Below are 17,406 nucleotides of genomic sequence, written 5' to 3'. Positions count from 1 at the left end.
TTAGAACGCGGGTTTGACCTCGATCGAGACCACCTGGCGCGGCGCCCGCGACGGACGCAGGTCGCCGTCGACTACCAGGCGATAGGGGCCCTCGCGGTCATCCAGTTTGTGGCCGTTGACGGTGTCGGCCACCACGACCGGATTGGCGCGGTAGACCGGATCGGTCTCGGCCAGCGACAGCAGGCTGAAGAAGCCGTCGGCGGCGCGGGCGATCACCACCTGATTCAGATAGCGGCCCATCAGGCGCTCGCCATGCACCACGCCGGCCTGGGCCAGCACGGCGTCGAGCCGGACGCCCTCATAGGTCACCGCCGCGCCCTTGACCTGGATGGTGGCCTTGGCGCGGGGCAGGGCGGCCAGGTCCTTGGGCGTCAGGGTGACGGTGTCACGGCCCGCGACGGTGACCTTGAGGTCCTGGGCGAGGGCGCCGGTGGTCAGGGCCAAGGTGGCGACGAAGGCGAGCAGCAGGCGCATGGGGCGGGTCCATCTTGATTGTCATCCCGGCCGCAGCGAAGCGGAGAGCCGGGACCGCGGCAAGCTCAGAGTTTCCGGCGGTCCCGGCTCGGCGCGCTGCGCGCTTGGCCGGGATGACAGTTTAGGTCACCCGTGCGACCGCATCGTCGGCGGCGGCGGCACATCCGCCAGGGCCTCCAAGCTCACCGGCTTGGCCTTGTGATCCACCAGCAGCGGGTACAGCGACAACACCAGCAGCAGCGCCATCACCACATTGAACGTCCGCAGCACCGCCGGCTTGTCCAGGAACGGTCGCAGGCCTTGGCCGAAGCCGGCCCACGCAGCGCTGCAGGGCGCGCCGACCAGCATGAAGGTCCCGGCCAGCAGGGGCACGATGGTCCAGCCCGAGCCCTCCGGCGCATAGGTGGTCACCGCGCCCAGGGCCATGGCCCAGGCCTTCGGGTTCACCCACTGGAACGCGGCCGCCTGCAGGAAGCTCATCGGCTTGGCCAGGTCGCGGTCGCTGACCGAGCGCGCGCCGCCGATCTTCCAGGCCAGCCACAGCATGTAGGCCGCCCCGACCCAGCGCAGGATCTCGTGCAGCACCGGATAGGCGCGGAACACCCCGCCCAGGCCAAAGCCCATGGCCAGCACCATGAATCCCAGCCCTGTGCTGATCCCGAGAATGTGCCACGCCGTCCGCCGCAGGCCGAAGTTCGCGCCCGACGCCAGCAACAGCATGTTGTTCGGGCCGGGCGTACCGGCGGTGGCGAAACAAAAGAGCACGTAGGCCAGCAGCAGGTCGGGAGTCATTGCAACCTCATTGTCTCCACAAGGTGGGCCGAGGCGTCATTGTGTTGATTTTCATTGTATCGTGAGTCAAACGGCATATTGATATGGTGACAATAAAGGAGACATCCGTGGCGCAGGCCTGGACCCCGGTCATCCCCGACGGCGCGGCGCCGCTGTACGAGCGGCTGCTGTCGGTGCTGCGCGCGGACATTGCGACAGGCGCCCTGGCGACCGGGGCGCGCCTGCCGCCGCAGCGGGACCTGGCCTATCGGCTGGGCGTCGGCCTCGGGACCGTGACGCGGGCCTATGTCGAGGCCGAGAAGGCGGGTCTGGTCAGCGCCCATGTCGGCCGGGGCAGCTTCGTCAACGCCCCCGCCGCCTACCGCGCCGCCGAGCGCGAAGGGCCGATCAACATGGCCCAGAACATCTCGCCGTCGATCCCGGCCGCCTCGCGCCTGTCTGAGGCCCTGGCCCGCCTGCGCAAGCGGCACGACCTGCTGGAGCACCTGGCCTATGCCCCGGCGGCCGGTCACGAAGCCCAGCGGCGGGCCGGCGCGGCCTGGCTGTCGCGCACCAGCAGCTATGAAGGCGTCGACTGGCGGCGGGTGATCTGCTGCGCCGGCGCCCAGCAGGGCCTGGCCCTGGCGCTGGGCACGGTGCTGCGGCCCGGCGACACCCTGCTGACCGAGGCGGTGGCCTATCACGGGCTGAAGGCCCTGGCCCTGCACAGCGGCTGGAAGATCCGCGGCTTGGCCATGGACGACGAAGGCCTGCGTCCCGACGCGCTGGAGGCGGCGATCCTGGCGACCGGCGCCCGCGCCCTGGCCGTGCTGCCCACCCTGCAGAACCCGACGGGCCGGATCATGGGCCGCGCGCGCCGCGACGCCATCGCCGCCATCGCCCGCAAGCACGACCTGATCATCGTCGAGGACGATATCTACGGCGCCTACGCCCCCGACGCGCCGCCGCCCTTCGCCCTGCTGGCGCCCGAGCGGACCTTCCACGTGTCGGGCGTGTCCAAGACCCTGGCGCCGGGCCTGCGGGCCGGTTTCCTGGTGACCCCGCCGGGCGAGGCCTTCGAGCGGGTGCTGGATGCGGTGCGGGTGATCGCCTACGCCCCGCCGGCCTTCGGCGGGCTGATCGCCACCCAGTGGATCGAGGACGGCACGGCCGACGCCATCCTGGCCGAGACCCTGGAGGAGGGCGCCGTGCGCTTGAGCCTGGCCCGGGACCTGCTGGGTCCGGCCATGGAGCCCGCGCGTTCGGAAGCTTCGCCCCACGTCTGGCTGCCGATGAGCGAGCTGGAGGCCGAGCGCCTGGCCGGCCGCGCCCTGCGCGGCGGCGCCGAGGTCACCCCGCCCGGCGCGCCGATCGTCGAGCCGGGGCTGGAGAACGGCGTCCGCATCTGCCTGGGCTCGACCGAGGACCGCGCGACCTTGCGGCGGGGCCTCGAGATCGTGGCCGGCGCGCTGTCGAGTGAAGTGTCGGAGCGGTCTAGGGCGGTGATCTAGAGCGCCTTCTTCATCACCACGAAGGCCAGATCATCCCGCTGCGGCTCGCCGAACTTCTCGTCGTCGTACGGGAACGGCTGGGTCTCGCCGGTCAGGGCGTAGCCGCGGCGTTCGTACCAGGCGATCAGGGTGTCGCGCACCGAGATGACGGTCATCTGCATCGACGTCCCGCCTTGGGCGCGGGCGTGGGCCTCGGCGGCCTCCAGCATGGTCCGGCCGATGCCGCCGGCCTGGCGCAGGGGCGAGACGGTGACCATGCCGACGTACCAGCCGTCCGCGCCGGCCGGCTCAACCCAGACACAGGCGTGCGGCTTGGCGTCGGCGGTCTCGCGCAGGGTCAGGATGGTCGCGCCGGGCTTGGCGGCGAGATCGGCGCGCAGGGACTCCTCGTCGGTGCGCTGACCGCCCAGCAGGTAGCTCTCGTGCGTCCAGCCCTTGGTCGCCAGCTCGCCGCGATAGGCCGAGTTCACCAGGGCGGCGATGTCGGCAAGGTCGTGATCGGCGCAGGGGGCGAGGTGCATGGCGGAGGTTCTAATCTATCCTCCCCCTTTGGGGGAGGGGGAGCGGCGAACGCCGGTGGAGGGGCCAGCGCCGACATGCCGTACAAGCCCCCTCCGTCACGGCGCGCTTCGCGGCCGCGCCACCTCCCCCAGACGGGGGAGGAGAGATTCAGCGTCTTCTCACCCGATCCCAGACCCCGCCGGTCACGCGCTTCACCATGCCGGCTTCGCGCTTGATCATCTCCCAGGGGTGGAAGGCCAGGCCCACCGTGTCGGCCATGGCCGCGCCGCGCGAGCCCATCGGCTGCTCCGGGCCGGTGGTCGAGTCGACGGCGGTCTGGTGCTCGATCTCGGCGTTCAGCTCGGCCCCCACCAGGATGGCCATGATCGAGAACCACACCCAGACCATGAAGGCGATCACCGCCCCCAGCGGGCCGTAGGTGGCGTCATAGTGGGCGATGTGGTTGACGTAGAGCGAAAAGCCCAGCGAGCCCAGCAGCCAGCCGGCCGCCCCGGTCACCGCCCCGATCCACACCCAGCGCCAGCGCGGCCGCGCCCGGCTGGGCCCGAAGCGGTACAGCACCGCGAAGGCGAAGGCGGTGATCGCCAGCACGATCAGCCAGCGGATCGGCCCCCAGAACGCATCCAGCGCCGACAGCCGCATGATCTCGAGCACAAACGGCGTGACGATCAGCAGGGCCGAGGCCGCCGCCGCGTACAGCAGAGCGCACGCGGTGAAGCCGTAGGACAGCAGGGTCTTGCGCACCAGGCCGCGCTTTTCGTCCTCGTCATAGGCGATGTTCAGTCCGTCGAAGAGCGCCCGCATGCTGGCGTTGGCGCTCCAGATCGACAGCAGCAGGCTGATCCCGAAGGCCACGCCCAGCTTGCTGCCTTCTTGGCTGGCCAGGCGCAGCATCTGCTCGCCGACGATCTGCACCACGCTGGTGGGGAAGATGCCCGACATCTCGCGCAGTTGCTGCTCGACCGTGCGCACGTCGGCGAACAGGCCGTACAGCGACACGAAGGCGCCGATGGCCGGGAACAGGGCCAGCAGGGTGTAGAAGGTCACGCCCCCAGCTACGGCCGGCAGGCGGTCGACGCCGATCTCGCGTCCGGTGCGCCACAGGATGTCACGCCAGCCGAGCAGGGGAATGTGATGCGGCAGGCGGGCGGCGCGGCCGCGCTGGGGCTCGGCCTGGTCGAACTGGTCCGGCGGCATGGCGCGGTCTTCCGACAGGCCGGGCGGGGCCTCGATCGGGGTCTCTTGCAGCTCGGCGGGCTTCTTCGGGAAGGCGAACGGCGCGGCCGCCAGCAGCACGATCCACGGCGTCAGATGATACGGACGCGACTTCAACCACTTGAGGATCGGACGCGGCGAAGCGTCGGTCATGAAACGCCCTCCAGAGCAGCAAAACCCCGGGCGGGAGTCTGGGTTCCAACCAAGCCTTGCCAGGGGGCGAGTCGTCCCCGATTTTCCGAGGCTATGGACGCCCGGATCACCTCGCTCTACCGCCACCCCGTCAAGGGCTTCACGCCCGAGCGCCTGACCTCGGCGGACCTGGAGGCTGGGGCCTGCTTCCCGTGCGATCGGCTGTTCGCGGTCGAGGACGGGCCCAGCGGTTTCAAGCCCGATGAGCCCGCCCACATCTCGAAGATGAAGTTCACGGTGCTGGCCAAGATCCCGGCCGTGGCCAGGGCCCGCACCGCCTATGACGAGGCCACCGGCGTGTTCAGCGCCCGCGCCGAGGGCCATCCCGATTTCGCCGGCGACCTGGCCTCGGCGGACGGCCGCGCGGGGCTGGAGGCCTGGCTCTCCGAGCTGCTGGACGGCGACATCCGCGGCCCGCTGAAGGTGATCGAAGGGCCCGGCGCCTATCGCTTCATGGACAGCCGCTCGGGCTATGTCTCGATCGTCAACCTGGCCAGCGTGCGCGACCTGTCGGCCAAGGTCGGCATGGACCTGGATCCGCTACGCTTTCGGGCCAACCTCTATGTCGACGGCTGGCCGGCCTGGGCCGAGAACGACTGGACCGGTCGGACCCTGCAGGTCGGGACCGCGACCGCCGAGGTGCTGAAGCCGATCGTCCGCTGCGCCGCCACCCACGTCGACCCGATCACGGCCGAGCGCGACGTCGATCTGGTGAAGGCCTTGTTCGACCACTACGGCCACATGTTCTGCGGCATCTATCTGAACGTTACCGACGGCGGGGCGGTGGCGGAAGGGGACATGGTGGGGCCGGTTTAGCGCCCTGGCTCAACCCGCATCTAAACCCGTCATCCCGCGCTTTATGCGCGGGATCCATGGTTCAGCTTCCACGTGAGAGCTAGGTTTTCTCTGCACCTGCGGCGGATGGATGGGTCCCGCGCATAAAGCGCGGGATGACGGTTGAGGGGGGGGAGGGCGCTCTCCGCCCCTCAGTCCGCGTCGTGGCCTAGCAGCTCGCGGGCCAGCATCGCCCGCACGCGGCCGCGGCGCTCTTCGGCATATTCCTCGCTCATGTCCGGTCCCACGCCGCCGATATGCTGGTGGTCGACGAAGCGCAGACCGGTCATGCCGCACAGGTGCAGGTCGAACGACCGGGTCAGCATGTTCAGCGCCCCGGTCTTGTCCAGGTGGACGTCCGGCGCGCCCGAGGTGGTGACGCTGATCAGGGTCTTGCCGACCAGCAGCGGGTCGGCCCCGTGGGCGGTGGGGGCAAAGCCGAAGCCGCCGCTCAGCACCCGATCGACATAGCCCTTCAACATGGCCGGCGGGGCGTTGAACCACAGCGGATAGACGAAGAGATAGCCGTCGGCGTCGGCCAGCATGGCCCGCTCGGCCACGACGTCGGCGCGTGGCCCCTGGGCTCCGGGCAGCTCCTCGGCGGCCAGGCAGGGATCAAAGCCCATGCGGTAGAGATCGCGCACCACGACCTCGACGCCGGCCGCGCGCAGCACCTCGGCGCAGTCGCCGGCCAGGGTCACGCCGAAGCTGAGCGGCGAGGGATGGGCGAGGATGAGGACGATCTTCATCGAAGGGCTCCGTGATGACGCGGGCATCATCGCGGAGACGGCGGGGCGCGGCCTTGATTTGAGTCAGGCCCTTAGAAGCTATTGCTCCAGCGCACCGTCGCGGGCAGCGGCAGGGTGGCGTCGAAGACCAGGCCGTCGGGGCGGAAGTCGAAGTGGGCGCTGCCCTTCTGCTCGCGGCGGATCGAGCTTTCGATCAGGCGGGTGCCGAAGCCCTGGGCGGCGGGCGGGGTGACGGGCGGGCCGCCCTGGTCGCGCCAGGTGAACGACAGCACGCCGCCGTCGTCGTCCAGGCGCCAGGTCACCGAGACCCGGCCGGTGGGCGCCGACAGCGCGCCGTACTTGGCGCTGTTGGTGGCCAGTTCGTGGAACACCATCGACAGGCCCACGGCCGTGTGCGGGGCCAGGGCCACCGCAGGGCCGGAACAGTCTACGCGCTCGACATAGGCGCCCAGGCTGGCCTGGACCAGCTGGCCCATATCGGCCTCGCGCCAGCCGGTGCGGGTGAGCAGGTCGTGGGCGGCCGACAGGGCGATCAGGCGGTCGGTGAACACCTCGACTGGCGCGTCCTTGGTCTTCGAGAAGGTCTGCCGCGCCAGGGCCTGGACGGTGGCCAGGGTGTTCTTCACGCGGTGGTTCAGCTCGTTGATCATCACCCCCTGGCGTTCCTCGCGGATCTTCAGCTCCTGGGAGGCGGTGCGCAGGGCGGCGTGGACGGCGGCGATCTCTTCCAGGGTGTCGGGATCGGCGGGCGGCAGGCTTTCCGCGCGGCCGATGGCGTCGGCGTCCAGGATCAGCTGGCGCATCTCGCCGTTGATCCGCCGCGCATAGACCAGCGACAGCGTCAGCCCCATGCCCAGCAGCACCACGAACACCCCGGCCCCGGTCAGCACCGAGCGGTTGACCGTGCGGGCCAGCTCGGCGCGAGGCACGGCGACCACCAGGGTCCAGCCGGTCTGGGGCGAGCGGGTATAGGCCACCATGGTCGGCACGCCGTCCAGCGAGGTGCTCTTGCTGACCCCCTCCGTGGAGTGGTCCAGGTTGCGGGCCATGTCCGAGGTGGTCTGCTTGCCGGTGAACTTCTCGTTCAGCCGCGAGCGGGCGACGACCCGGCGGTTGTTGTCGATGACGGTGGCGATCCAGGTCTCGGGCACGCGCTGCTGGCGGAACACCGAGGTGAACGAGCTGGATTCCACGACATAGGACAGCACATAGGGCTGGCCCCGGACCTGGATGGGCGTGGCTACGGTGATCACCGGCTTGCCCGAGACCTTGCCCTCGCGCAGGTCCGAGATCTTGCTGCGCCCGGCCAGCAGGGCGCTGGTCAGTTCGTTGGCGCGCGGCACGGCGGGCAGCGGCTGGCCGTAGGGCTGCAAGGTGTTGAGGATCTGCTGGCCGCGGATGTCGGAGACCACGATCCAGCCCGGCCGCCGCTGGGCCACGCGCTGGGCGCGGGCGTGGAAGGCGGCCCAGTCGCCGTTGATCAGGGCCTGGTCGGTGGCCAGGGTCTCGGCCACCGAGATGCCGACGGCGGCCTGGCGGTCGACGGCGCCAGACAGCGCCCGGGCGGTGGTGACCAGCTGCTGATACAGCTGGCTGCGCGACTCGCGGTCGGCGCTGATCAGCAGGAAGCCCATGGCCAGCAGGGCCGGCGCCAGCAGGCTGACGGTCAGGAGCACGAGCCGGCTGCGCACCGAGCTGAAATGACCCCGTCCCGTACCCAGCCGTGCCATCCGCGCGTGCGCCCGCGACCACGAAGGCGCCGCATCGCCCCCCAACCGTCTGTATAGCGAACGCGCTCGCGGTGCGCGTCAGTAAAATCCGCGATTTCGGTTAATGCGACACCGCAGGCTGAGCCGTATCCTCTTCGCCGAATTGTGCGTTATGAGGGAACCATGAAAGCCCTGCCCAACATCCTGACCAGCTCGCGCCTCGTGATGGCGCTGTTCATGTTCGTGGCCCTGGCCGCGGCGGCCGGCGCGGTGCCGTTCCTGTCGGACCAGCTGACCGCCGAGAGCCAGCTGCGCCTGGAGCGCTGGGCGTTCTACGCCTTCGTGGTGGCGGCGGTGACCGACTTCTTCGACGGCTGGCTGGCGCGCAAGCTGGACGCCGTCAGCGTCTGGGGCGCGATCCTGGACCCGATCGGCGACAAGATCCTGGTCTGCGGCGCCCTGCTGGGCCTGATGGCGCTGGGCCCCAACGCCATGGTCGTGCTGCCGGCCGGCCTGATCCTGTTCCGCGAATTCACCGTCAGCGCCCTGCGCGAGGTCGGCGCCGGCAAGGGCGTCAAGCTGCCGGTCACCCTGCTGGCCAAGTGGAAGACCACCCTGCAGCTGGTGGCCATCGGCGCCGAGATGATCCTGGCCTCGTGGGGCGCGTTCGGCCTGTCGCCAGAGCCCAGCGTCATGGGCGGCTTCACGATCGTGGCGCACGGCCTGCTGTGGGTGGCGACGCTGGTGACCCTGGTCACGGGCGCGCAGTACTGGGAAGCGGCGCGCAAGGCGCTGAACTAGCCCCCTCAGTCGCTCCGCGACAGCTCCCCCGTATCACGGGGGAGCATCTATTGAACCAACCCCTCATCCCCCCGTTCCCCTCCAGCACAGCTTCGGGGAACCTGCACACGTGACGCTACAGCAAGCTCTGTCCTTCGGGCTCATCGGGGCGACGATCGCCGCGTTCGTCTGGGGGCGGTGGCGGTATGACCTGATCGCGCTCTGCGCCCTGGTGGGCGGCATGGCGCTGGGGTTGATCCCCGTGAAGGAGGCCTTCAGCGGCTTCTCCAACGACATCGTCATCATCATCGCCAGCGCCCTGGTGCTGTCGGCCGCCGTCGCCCGCTCGGGCGTGGTCGACCTGCTAATGGCGCCCTTGATGCCCAAGCTGAAGGACGAGCGCACGCAAGTCCCCGTGCTGGCCGGAACGACGGCCATCCTGTCGATGGCCACCAAGAACGTCGGGGCCCTGGCCCTGATGATGCCCAGCGCCCTGCAGATCGCCCGCCGCACCGGCGTGCCGCCCGGCCGGATCCTGATGCCGATGGCGTTCGGCTCGCTGGTCGGGGGGCTGGCCGTGCTGGTCGGCACCTCGCCCAACATCATCGTCTCGGAGGTGCGCCAGGAGGCCCTGGGCCAGCCGTTCCAGATGTTCGACTTCCTGCCGGTCGGCGGCGTGCTGACCGTGCTGGCCGTGGCCTATCTGTCGTTCGCCTACCGGCTGCTGCCGAAGGAGCGCAAGGCGGCCATCGATATCGACGCGGCCCTGGCGGCCAAGGCCTATGTCACCGAGGTCGAGGTTCCCGAGGACTGGTCGTTCGAGGACTGCCGGATCGGCAAGGTCCGCGCCGCCGCCGAGGGCTCGGTCACCGTCGTGGCCCTGCTGCGCGGCCGCAAGCGCACCCAGGCCCCGCACGCCAATCTCAAGCTCCACCCCGGCGACGTGCTGCTGCTGGAGGGCGAGCAGGAGAACCTCAACCAGCTGATCGTGAAGACCAAGCTGCGCCTGCGCGACGCTCTGCGCCCGGTGACCATGAACGAGCCGACCGAGGAGGTCCGGGTCGTCGAGGCGGTGATCGGCGCGGAGTCGGACCTGATCGGCCAGTCGGCCCGCAGCGTCACGCTCAGCGACACCCATGGGGTCAATCTGCTGGGCGTCAGCCGCAGCGGTCACCGCATGGCGGGGCGTCTGGCGACCATCCGCCTGAAGTCTGGCGACATCGTCGTGCTGCAGGGCGCCGAGCAGTCGCTGCCGGGGGCTCTGCAGGCTTTAGGTCTTCTGCCGCTGGCCGAGCGCGAGGTGCGGCTGGGCGGGGTGCGCCACGCCATCCTGCCGGTGGCGATCCTGGTGGCGGCCATGGTGCTGGTGGCGACGGGCGTCGTGCCGGTGGCGGCCGGCTTCCTGGGCGCCGCGGTGCTGGTGGTGGCCACGGGCGCCTTGCGGATGCGCGAGGCCTATGCGGCCCTCGAAGCACCGGTGCTGGTGCTGGTCGCGGCCCTGATCCCGGTCAGCGACACGGTGCAGAAGACCGGCGGCGCCGACCTGATCGCCAGCGGGCTGTCGGGGGCGTTCAACGGCCTGCCGCCGATCGCCACCCTGACGGCGATGATGGCCGTGGCCATGGCCGCCACGCCGTTCCTGAACAACGCCGCCACGGTGCTGATCGCCGCCCCGATTGGCATGGGGGTGGCGCAGAAGCTGGGGCTCTCCCCCGATCCGTTCCTGATGGCCGTTGCGGTGGGGGCCGGCTGCGACTTCCTCACGCCAGTGGGCCACCAGTGCAACACGCTGGTGCTGGGGCCAGGTGGCTATCGCTTCGGCGACTACGCCCGCCTGGGCGCGCCGCTCAGCCTGATGATCCTGCTGGTGGCGCCGTGGCTGATCGCCTGGGTGTGGCCGTTCGCTACTTAAGATCCTCCCCCGCGTTGCGGGGGAGGTGGCCCAGAGGGCCGGAGGGGGCAAGCTGGGCGAACGCCGCGTTAGCCCCCTCAGTCGCTACGCGACAGCTCCCCCGCATCGCGGGGGAGCATCTATCGCTCGCTAATCGTTCGCCGCGCGGTCGCCTTCGACCACGTCGGGGTCGGTGGGGCCGTGCAGCAGCCAGTCGGTCTCTTCCTGCGGCTCGTCGCGTTCGCGACCCGCGCGCATCATGGTGGCCAGCCAGCTGGCGCCCGTCATTCTCAGAACCATCGTCGTCTCCTCGCGATGATGTTTCTGAGAATGAATTGCAAATAAGAGTCCCGCAAGCGCGATTTCACGCTTAAGGGCGGCTCACGCGTCTAGCGACGGGCGCGGGCCAGTTCGCGACGGCGCGAGGCCTCGCGTTCCAACGGGGTCAGCACCTCGTCGACGGCGCGGCGCTGGGCAGGGGTTCCGGTGACGTCCAGCCGGCGGGCGTTGGCCAGCAGGGTGTTCAGTTCGGCGTCGCCCAAGGTCGGGATCTTTTCCAGCAAGGTCATACGGCGAACTCCAGTTTTCTCCGCCGGTCTGGCGGATTCACCAAGGCAAAACGCGCCAGGCAAAGCTTGGGGTCCAAGGAGAGTTCAAAGTCGTTGAAAAGTTTTTCCTTGCTCTTCCGCAGGTGAGGGGGGATAAAGCACCATCGAATTCGCTGCCGATCGGCCTGCTTTTCCTTGCTCCGAAAGCCGGAGCGCCGGACGCGCCTCCCGAACTTCCAACGAAATTTGATCGTCGCCTCGGGATAAGCCGAGCGAACGACCACATCTGACTACAAGGATACTGACTATGGCTACCGGCACCGTGAAGTGGTTCAACGCCACCAAGGGCTTCGGCTTCATCCAACCCGACAACGGCGGCGCGGACGTGTTCGTGCACATCTCGGCCGTCGAGCGCGCCGGTCTGGGCTCGCTGAACGAAGGTCAAAAGATCGCGTTCGAGCTCGAGCAAGACCGCCGCAGCGGCAAGACCTCGGCCGGCCAACTGCAAGCGGTCTAAGACCTCTTACAGTTCGAACGATCGACAGGCCGGCGCGCAAGCGCCGGCCTGTTTCGTTTGGGCTAAGCCGCCGCCGGCTGCGCCTTCCGGCGGTCCGCCGGCGTCGTCCAGCCCATCCAGACGCTCGCCGCGCCTAGCGCCAGGCCCAGGGCCAGCAGCAGGGGCAGGGGCGGGGCGGCCAGGGCGCCGAAGGCCGATCTCCAGGGCTCGCCGGCCGGGATCAGCTGGAAGGCGACGATCTGGGCGATGATCACCGCCAGGGCCACCAGCCACGGCCGGCCATGACGCGGATCGCGCCGCCACAGCCACAGCGCAATCAGCCCCGCGACAAGATTGGCCAGCTGCACGCCGCCGCCGAACACCGGAAAGTCCTGCGGGCCGCGGATGATCATGCCGGGGACGGTCTGGTTGAACACCCGGCCCAGCACAGGGCTGATCAGGGGCAGGGCGGTCGACAGCATCCAGCCGGCGTGCAGGCGCACCTGCCGGCGATGACGCAGGGCCATGGCGGCGGCGTACAGCACCGCCCCGAACGCCAGGGCGTCCAGCATGGACAGCTTGACCCCCCACAGGGCGTAGAACGGATTGCCGCCGATCGTGCCGGCCGCCATCGAGTGCAGCACGGCCATGGCCCCGGCGGCGAACAGCGGTATGGCCACGAAGGTCGCGCGTCCCACGAGGCGATGAACGGCCAGCTGGCCGCGATGCGGCGTCCAGCTTTGGGCCAGCAGCAACAGCATCCACAGCGTGGCGGTGACGCCATGGATGTGGAAGCCGATCGGCGCGGTCGCCAGGACGCCGACATAGCTGCGCCAGAAGGCGAAGACGGACGTGGCGATCAGCGCGGCGATGAACAGCCAGGCGTGGCGGTACGGCATCTCTTCCCCCCGGCAAGACGACCCCCCGACTATGAACCATTGGCGATCGGAGTCCATCTCGGAGAACGTAGTTCTGCGACGGCGAGTGCGCGTCGGGGTTGACGCGGTCGCCGGGGCGGGGCTTGTCGCGTCGCATGGCCAGGCTGCTCGCCGCTCTGATGTCCGTCCTGCTGCTGACCGCCTGCGGTTCGCTGCCGCGCGACCCGTTCACGGCCGCCGATCTCGGGGCCCAGGCGCCTCAGGGGCTGGCCGACATCCGCTTCAACGCCAGCGACGCCGCCGCCGGCATCGCCTTCGCCGAGGCCGCCCGCACCCGCCGCGTCCATCAGAAGACCTTCGACGTGCTGGCCATCTCGGGCGGCGGCTCGAACGGGGCCTATGGGGCGGGGATCCTGGTCGGCTGGACCCGCACCGGCGAGCGGCCCGAGTTCGACATCGTCACCGGCGTCTCGACCGGCGCCTTGACCGCGCCGTTCGCCTTCCTGGGCAAGGACTGGGACCGCCGCCTGACGGAGGCCTACACCAGCGACGCGGCCGACAAGATCCTGTCGCGGCGCGGGCTGGATGTGTTCTTCCGGCCCGGCGTCTACGACACCAAGGGCCTGCGGGTGCTGGTCGAGAAGTATGTCGATCCGCCCCTGCTGTGGGCGATCGCCATGGAGCATTCCAAGGGCCGGCGCCTGCTGATCGCCACCACCAATCTCGACACCGAGCAGACGGTGATCTGGGACATGGGCGCGATCGCCGCGCGGGGCGACGCCGCCGCGCTGAAGCTGTTCCAGGACGTGCTGGTGGCCTCGGCCAGCATCCCCGGCGTCTTCCCGCCCACCCTGATCGAGGTCGAGGGCGAGGGCCGCCGCCTGTCGGAAATGCATGTCGACGGCGGGGTGACAATCCCGTTCTTCGTGGCCCCGGAGTCGCTGCTGCTATGGGCCCCGCCGGCCGGCGGCGAGGCGCGGCCGGGCCGGGTGCATGTGATCGTCAACGGCAAGGTCGGCGGCACGTTCGGCTTCACCAAGGGCGGCACCCTGTCGATCATCGGCCGCTCGTGGCTGACCATGAGCAAGGCCCTGACCCGCACGCACCTGACCGCCAGCGCCGCCTTCGTGCGCCAGAGCGGCGGGACGATGCTGTTCACCGCCATTCCGGACGACGCGCCAGGCGACACCTCGGGCCTGGACTTCAGCGCCGCCAACCGCGAGGCCCTGTTCCAGCTGGGCGAACAAAAGGCCCTGGACGGCAGCGCCTGGATCGCTCCGGCGGCGCCGGAAGAGGCGCCGCGCGCGCGGTAGAGCGCACGAAAAAGGGAGGCGGGCCGAAGCCGCGCCTCCCTCGGAAACCGCTAAGCCTTACCGCATCAGAGCGTGAGCGTGCCGGTCCCGGCGTTGAAGTTGGCGGAGGTGATGCCAGTGACGCCGACGAGCTTGATCAACACGTCGTCGTTGTCCTGGAATCCATTGTTCGAGCTGCGGTCGTAGATGAGGTAGGTGTCGCTGCCGATCGTGAAGTACTCGACATAGGTCCAGATGCCGTCGCTGTTTATCGATCCGGCGGCGAGGTAGTCCGCGAGCGTGGCGGAGTTGGGCAGCGTGGTCAGGGCGTGCGGCTTGTCGGGGCCGAAGTCGAAGACGATCTGATCGCCGGCCTGCAGGCCGTTGACCGTCGTGTAGGCGGCCCCGGTGTTGCCGCCGCCGACGATGATCTTGTCCACGGCGCTGTCGGCGACCAGGTTGATCGTGTTGTTCCCGACCCCGAACGTGACGAGGTCTGCGCCCGTGCCGCCGGTATAGGTGAAGCTGCCGGTCGCGCCCAGGCTGCGCATGTCGATGGTGTTGGTCCCCGTCGCCGAGCCCTTGATCGTCGCCGCGCCGGTCAGGCCGACGGAGCTCCACTGGAAGTCGCCCTGGGTGAGGCCGCTGGCGTCGACCGTGGTTAGGGCCGTGCTGGAGGCGGTCAGGTTCAGGTCGCCGTCGCCGCTGGCGGTGATGGTCTTCACGTCATTGCCCAGCCAGGTCAGCCAGTTCTGGGCGTTGCCGGTGTGGTTGATGTCGTTGCTGGTGATGTTGACGGTTTCGATCCCGGCGGCGGTGATCCCGGTGAAGGCGAAGTTGACGCTGCCGCCCGCGCCCTGGAGCTTCACGGCCAGGGTGTCGTTCGCGCCGGCCCAGTTCCCCGTCAGATTGTAGGACGTGCCGGCGCCGGTCAGCTCCAGGGTCTGGACCGAGGTGGCGCTGGTCAGGGTCAGGCCGTTGCCGCCCTGGGTGCGCACCGTATTGGCGATGCCGCTGATCATGCCGAGGTTGATCGGCGCGGTGTTGTCGATTGCGGCGGCGGCCGTCAGCTCGATGGTCTGGAAGCCATAGAACTTGGCGGTTCCAAAGTTTGAGATCTGGGCGGCGTCGAGGGCGTCCAACTTCAGGGTGTTGACGCCGCCCGAGCCGCCTTCGAGCAGCCCGTTGATGCTGGCGTGGGTCGTGCCGCTGGCCAGCGTCAGGGTGTTGTCGCCGCCGCCCAGAGTGACCGATTGGCTGACCGTCGTGGAGGACAGCGTGATGTTGTCCACACCCGCGCCGCCGGTGAAGAGCGCCTGGCTGGCGTCGATTTTCAGGGTGTTGGTTCCGGTGCTGGCCGAGGTGTCGACCAGAGTGACCGACGTCTGCGACAGGTCGGCGTTCAGGCCCGCCGCACCGCTGACCTTGACGTCCTGCAAGCCGCCCAGCGTCGGTGAGCCTTGTATGGTCAGGGTGCTGGCGCCCTGGATGTCCAGCGTCTGCAGATTGCCGAACGCCAGGCCGCCCAGGGTCGAGGCCTGGGCGCCGGTGGTGACGTTCAGCGTCCGGTACAGGCTGTTAAAGTCTTGCAGCATGCCGCCCGTCAGGCCGTTCAGGGCCAGGTTCAGTTCGGTGTTGGTCGGCGCGGCCAGGGCGCCCTTGCGCAGGACGACGTTGCCCGAGCCGTGGGCCAGCGACAGGTCAGTCAGGCCCGAACCGTTGAACGCCAGCGAGGTGTAGCCGTCGACGGCCACCTTGCTGATCGTGCCGGCCAGGGTGGTGCTGCCGTAGTTGGTGTCGCCGATCGTGACGCTGTTGGCGTTGCGCGTGAAGCCGCCGCCGGTGGCGGCCTGCGCCGCCTTGACCGTGACCTCGGTGGTCAGGGCCGAGCCGTTGACGGTGACCGCGCCGTTGGTCTGGGTCCCGTTCGACGGATTGACCGCAGTCTGGGTGATGCTGACGGTCTTGCCGCCGTTGACCGTGATCGTCCCGGCCACGTTGGCGCCAGTCTGTTCGCGGCTGACAACGACGTCGCCCGTCGGCGCTTCGTTGATGCCGATCGTGATCTGCCCGGTGGTGGCGAGGCTGCTGGTCAGGCTGATGTCGCTGCCGCCATTGATGGCGATGCTAAAGGTGTCCTGGTGCGTCGAAGTGGCCGTGACCGTCGCGGTCGCGTTCACAGTCAGGTCCATGATGCCAGCGCCGGCGGTGGCGTTCAGCTCGGTGATGTCGGCCAGGTAAGGGAAATAAGCGTCCAGGCCGCCGTCCGAGGTAACGTTGACGACCTCGATGCCGGTGAAGCCGTCATTGGGCATGTAGTAGGCGATGCCGGCGGTGGGGCTGGCGGTGATGGTCAGGGTGTCGATGCCGGCGCCGCCGTCCAGCACGTCAGTGCCTTGGTAGGTCAGGTGTGTGCCGGTGAAGGTGTCGGCGCCGCTCGTGCCGGTGAACTTGTCGATGCCGGTGGTCAAGACAAAGCTGGCCTGCGCCGGCGGCTGGGGCTCCGGCTCGGGTTCCGGCGGCGGGGGTGGTGCGCCGGGCAGGCTCTGGACGGGCGGCGGGGTGTCGACGGCCTTGCCGGTCCCGCTGGAGGGGCTGTTGGTGTTGGGGGCGTAGGTCTGGGTGATGTCGGTGTTGTAGACCGCGTCGCCCTTGGCGAGGCCGACCATGAAGTTGTTGGTCGCGGCGGCGTAGACGCCGACATCGGCCTTGATGCCCTCGGCCAGCAGATAGGCGGCGGTGGCGGTCTTCAGGGCCAGGTCGATCTCGGCGGCGGTGGCGTTGGGGCCGATCATGCCGGCGGCGCGGGCCGAGGCCAGGATCAGGTCCTGGCGGGCGACGACAGAGGCGACGATCGCTTCCGGATTCAGGCCGGCGGCGCGGGCCTGGGCGTTGCCGATGATGCTGTCATAGATCGAGGCGACATAGCCGGCATAGGTCAGCGAGGCGTACTTGGCCTCGAACGCGGCCTTGCCCTCGCCCGACAGGGCCAGGCTGGCGGCGAAGTTCATGAAGCGGTGTTCGAGATTGAAGTTGGCGAACGCCGCGTCGTTCAGGTCGTTCTTGTTGTCAGCCGAGTTCAGCAGCCAGGCGATGCCGTCGGCCTTGGGGCTCTTGCCCGTGAAGAACTGGTACGTCATCACCGCCACGGCGGTGGAGTCGTCGGCGCTGTTGAGGATGTAGTTCAGCCGGTCGGCGTCCGTGAACGAGGCGTTGGTCAGCAGTTGCAGCTGGACGGCGACCTCGGCATTGGGGGCGATCCCGCCGTGTACGGCCGCATAGGCCTTGGTCAGCTGCTCGTAAGTATAAGCCATGATCGTCCTCTTACTGCTGGGGACAAAAAGGCCGAGCGACGACCTCAGACGCGCTCCCCCAAGGCGCCTGCGATGTTCATAGACAGAGGCTGGAGGGTGTGAACCCCCCGTCCTCGACGCCCAGGTCGTGGGATGTTCGGGGCCCGGAGCATTACGCGGCCTCAGGGGTCTTAACGGCCCCGATATGGGTTGCCGGAAACGCCCGCGACGTAAGAAACTCAGCAGCTTAG

General features: G+C 69.2%; 16 protein-coding genes and 1 pseudogene. 7 read left to right on the top strand and 10 right to left on the bottom strand.

Annotated elements, in window-relative coordinates; all coding sequences use genetic code 11:
* Both ABDW31_RS00595 and ABDW31_RS00590 read right to left on the bottom strand, forming a co-directional pair.
* Complete coding sequence (locus ABDW31_RS00595) at positions 1-474, bottom strand: molybdopterin-dependent oxidoreductase (RefSeq protein ID WP_184717031.1); 474 nt, start codon at positions 472-474, stop codon at positions 1-3.
* Between the two features lie 126 nt (positions 475-600).
* A complete protein-coding gene (locus ABDW31_RS00590) occupies positions 601-1,266 on the bottom strand; it encodes a LysE family translocator (protein ID WP_184717033.1) in 666 nt (221 codons plus the stop codon).
* Positions 1,267-1,373: 107 nt separating this feature from the next.
* On the opposite strand from ABDW31_RS00590, the gene ABDW31_RS00585 reads away from it, so the two are divergent.
* The gene (locus ABDW31_RS00585; protein ID WP_343698223.1) at positions 1,374-2,756 is read left to right on the top strand and encodes a PLP-dependent aminotransferase family protein; all 1,383 of its coding nucleotides are present in this window, start codon (positions 1,374-1,376) and stop codon (positions 2,754-2,756) included.
* Here ABDW31_RS00585 and ABDW31_RS00580 read toward each other — a convergent pair.
* Both ABDW31_RS00580 and ABDW31_RS00575 read right to left on the bottom strand, forming a co-directional pair.
* Positions 2,753-3,277 carry a GNAT family N-acetyltransferase gene (locus tag ABDW31_RS00580; protein WP_184717037.1) on the bottom strand — a complete coding sequence of 175 codons (525 nt, stop codon included), beginning with the start codon at positions 3,275-3,277 and terminating at the stop codon, positions 2,753-2,755. The genes ABDW31_RS00585 and ABDW31_RS00580 overlap by 4 nt on opposite strands.
* 148 nt (positions 3,278-3,425) lie before the next feature.
* Positions 3,426-4,646: a YihY/virulence factor BrkB family protein gene (locus tag ABDW31_RS00575; RefSeq protein ID WP_184717039.1), complete on the bottom strand. Its 1,221-nt coding sequence runs from the start codon at positions 4,644-4,646 to the stop codon at positions 3,426-3,428.
* 93 nt (positions 4,647-4,739) lie between these two features.
* Here ABDW31_RS00575 and ABDW31_RS00570 point away from each other — a divergent pair, with 93 nt between their 5' ends.
* Both ABDW31_RS00570 and ABDW31_RS00565 read left to right on the top strand, forming a co-directional pair.
* The gene (locus ABDW31_RS00570; protein ID WP_184717041.1) at positions 4,740-5,501 is read left to right on the top strand and encodes an MOSC N-terminal beta barrel domain-containing protein; all 762 of its coding nucleotides are present in this window, start codon (positions 4,740-4,742) and stop codon (positions 5,499-5,501) included.
* A 56-nt stretch (positions 5,502-5,557) separates the two neighbouring features.
* A pseudogene (locus ABDW31_RS00565) lies at positions 5,558-5,640 on the top strand (hypothetical protein); the annotation flags it as partial.
* A gap of 31 nt (positions 5,641-5,671) precedes the next feature.
* Here the strand turns inward: ABDW31_RS00565 and ABDW31_RS00560 are convergent.
* Together ABDW31_RS00560 and ABDW31_RS00555 are read right to left on the bottom strand one after the other, a co-directional pair.
* Complete coding sequence (locus ABDW31_RS00560) at positions 5,672-6,268, bottom strand: NAD(P)H-dependent oxidoreductase (protein WP_184717042.1); 597 nt, start codon at positions 6,266-6,268, stop codon at positions 5,672-5,674.
* A gap of 71 nt (positions 6,269-6,339) precedes the next feature.
* Positions 6,340-7,998: an HWE histidine kinase domain-containing protein gene (locus ABDW31_RS00555; RefSeq protein ID WP_184717044.1), complete on the bottom strand. Its 1,659-nt coding sequence runs from the start codon at positions 7,996-7,998 to the stop codon at positions 6,340-6,342.
* A 162-nt stretch (positions 7,999-8,160) separates the two neighbouring features.
* On the opposite strand from ABDW31_RS00555, the gene pgsA reads away from it, so the two are divergent.
* On the top strand, positions 8,161-8,778 hold the full coding sequence (pgsA, locus tag ABDW31_RS00550; protein ID WP_184717046.1) for a CDP-diacylglycerol--glycerol-3-phosphate 3-phosphatidyltransferase: 618 nt from the start codon (positions 8,161-8,163) through the stop codon (positions 8,776-8,778).
* Positions 8,779-8,887: 109 nt separating this feature from the next.
* The gene (locus ABDW31_RS00545; protein WP_184717047.1) at positions 8,888-10,669 is read left to right on the top strand and encodes an SLC13 family permease; all 1,782 of its coding nucleotides are present in this window, start codon (positions 8,888-8,890) and stop codon (positions 10,667-10,669) included.
* Positions 10,670-10,798: 129 nt separating this feature from the next.
* Here ABDW31_RS00545 and ABDW31_RS00540 read toward each other — a convergent pair whose 3' ends face one another.
* Both ABDW31_RS00540 and ABDW31_RS00535 read right to left on the bottom strand, forming a co-directional pair.
* Positions 10,799-10,948 carry a hypothetical protein gene (locus ABDW31_RS00540; protein WP_184717049.1) on the bottom strand — a complete coding sequence of 50 codons (150 nt, stop codon included), beginning with the start codon at positions 10,946-10,948 and terminating at the stop codon, positions 10,799-10,801.
* An 89-nt stretch (positions 10,949-11,037) separates the two neighbouring features.
* On the bottom strand, positions 11,038-11,217 hold the full coding sequence (locus ABDW31_RS00535; protein WP_184717051.1) for a hypothetical protein: 180 nt from the start codon (positions 11,215-11,217) through the stop codon (positions 11,038-11,040).
* 286 nt (positions 11,218-11,503) lie between these two features.
* On the opposite strand from ABDW31_RS00535, the gene ABDW31_RS00530 reads away from it, so the two are divergent.
* Positions 11,504-11,713 carry a cold-shock protein gene (locus ABDW31_RS00530; protein WP_172272508.1) on the top strand — a complete coding sequence of 70 codons (210 nt, stop codon included), beginning with the start codon at positions 11,504-11,506 and terminating at the stop codon, positions 11,711-11,713.
* Positions 11,714-11,775: 62 nt separating this feature from the next.
* On the opposite strand, the gene ABDW31_RS00525 is transcribed toward ABDW31_RS00530, so the two are convergent.
* Positions 11,776-12,591, bottom strand: coding sequence for a hypothetical protein (locus tag ABDW31_RS00525; protein WP_184717053.1), 816 nt, complete (start codon positions 12,589-12,591; stop codon positions 11,776-11,778).
* Between the two features lie 134 nt (positions 12,592-12,725).
* On the opposite strand from ABDW31_RS00525, the gene ABDW31_RS00520 reads away from it, so the two are divergent.
* Positions 12,726-13,883: a patatin-like phospholipase family protein gene (locus ABDW31_RS00520; protein ID WP_184717063.1), complete on the top strand. Its 1,158-nt coding sequence runs from the start codon at positions 12,726-12,728 to the stop codon at positions 13,881-13,883.
* A 65-nt stretch (positions 13,884-13,948) separates the two neighbouring features.
* Here the strand turns inward: ABDW31_RS00520 and ABDW31_RS00515 are convergent, their stop codons facing one another.
* Positions 13,949-17,176 carry a hypothetical protein gene (locus ABDW31_RS00515; RefSeq protein WP_184717065.1) on the bottom strand — a complete coding sequence of 1,076 codons (3,228 nt, stop codon included), beginning with the start codon at positions 17,174-17,176 and terminating at the stop codon, positions 13,949-13,951.
* Positions 17,177-17,406: the final 230 nt, after the last annotated feature.

Origin of the sequence: Caulobacter sp., from assembly GCF_039596335.1 — a bacterium.
In the GTDB taxonomy this organism is placed as follows: Bacteria; Pseudomonadota; Alphaproteobacteria; order Caulobacterales; family Caulobacteraceae; genus Caulobacter.
The sequence above is the reverse complement of the archived record's forward strand: the minus strand, read 5'-3'. Positions and strand labels throughout refer to the sequence as shown.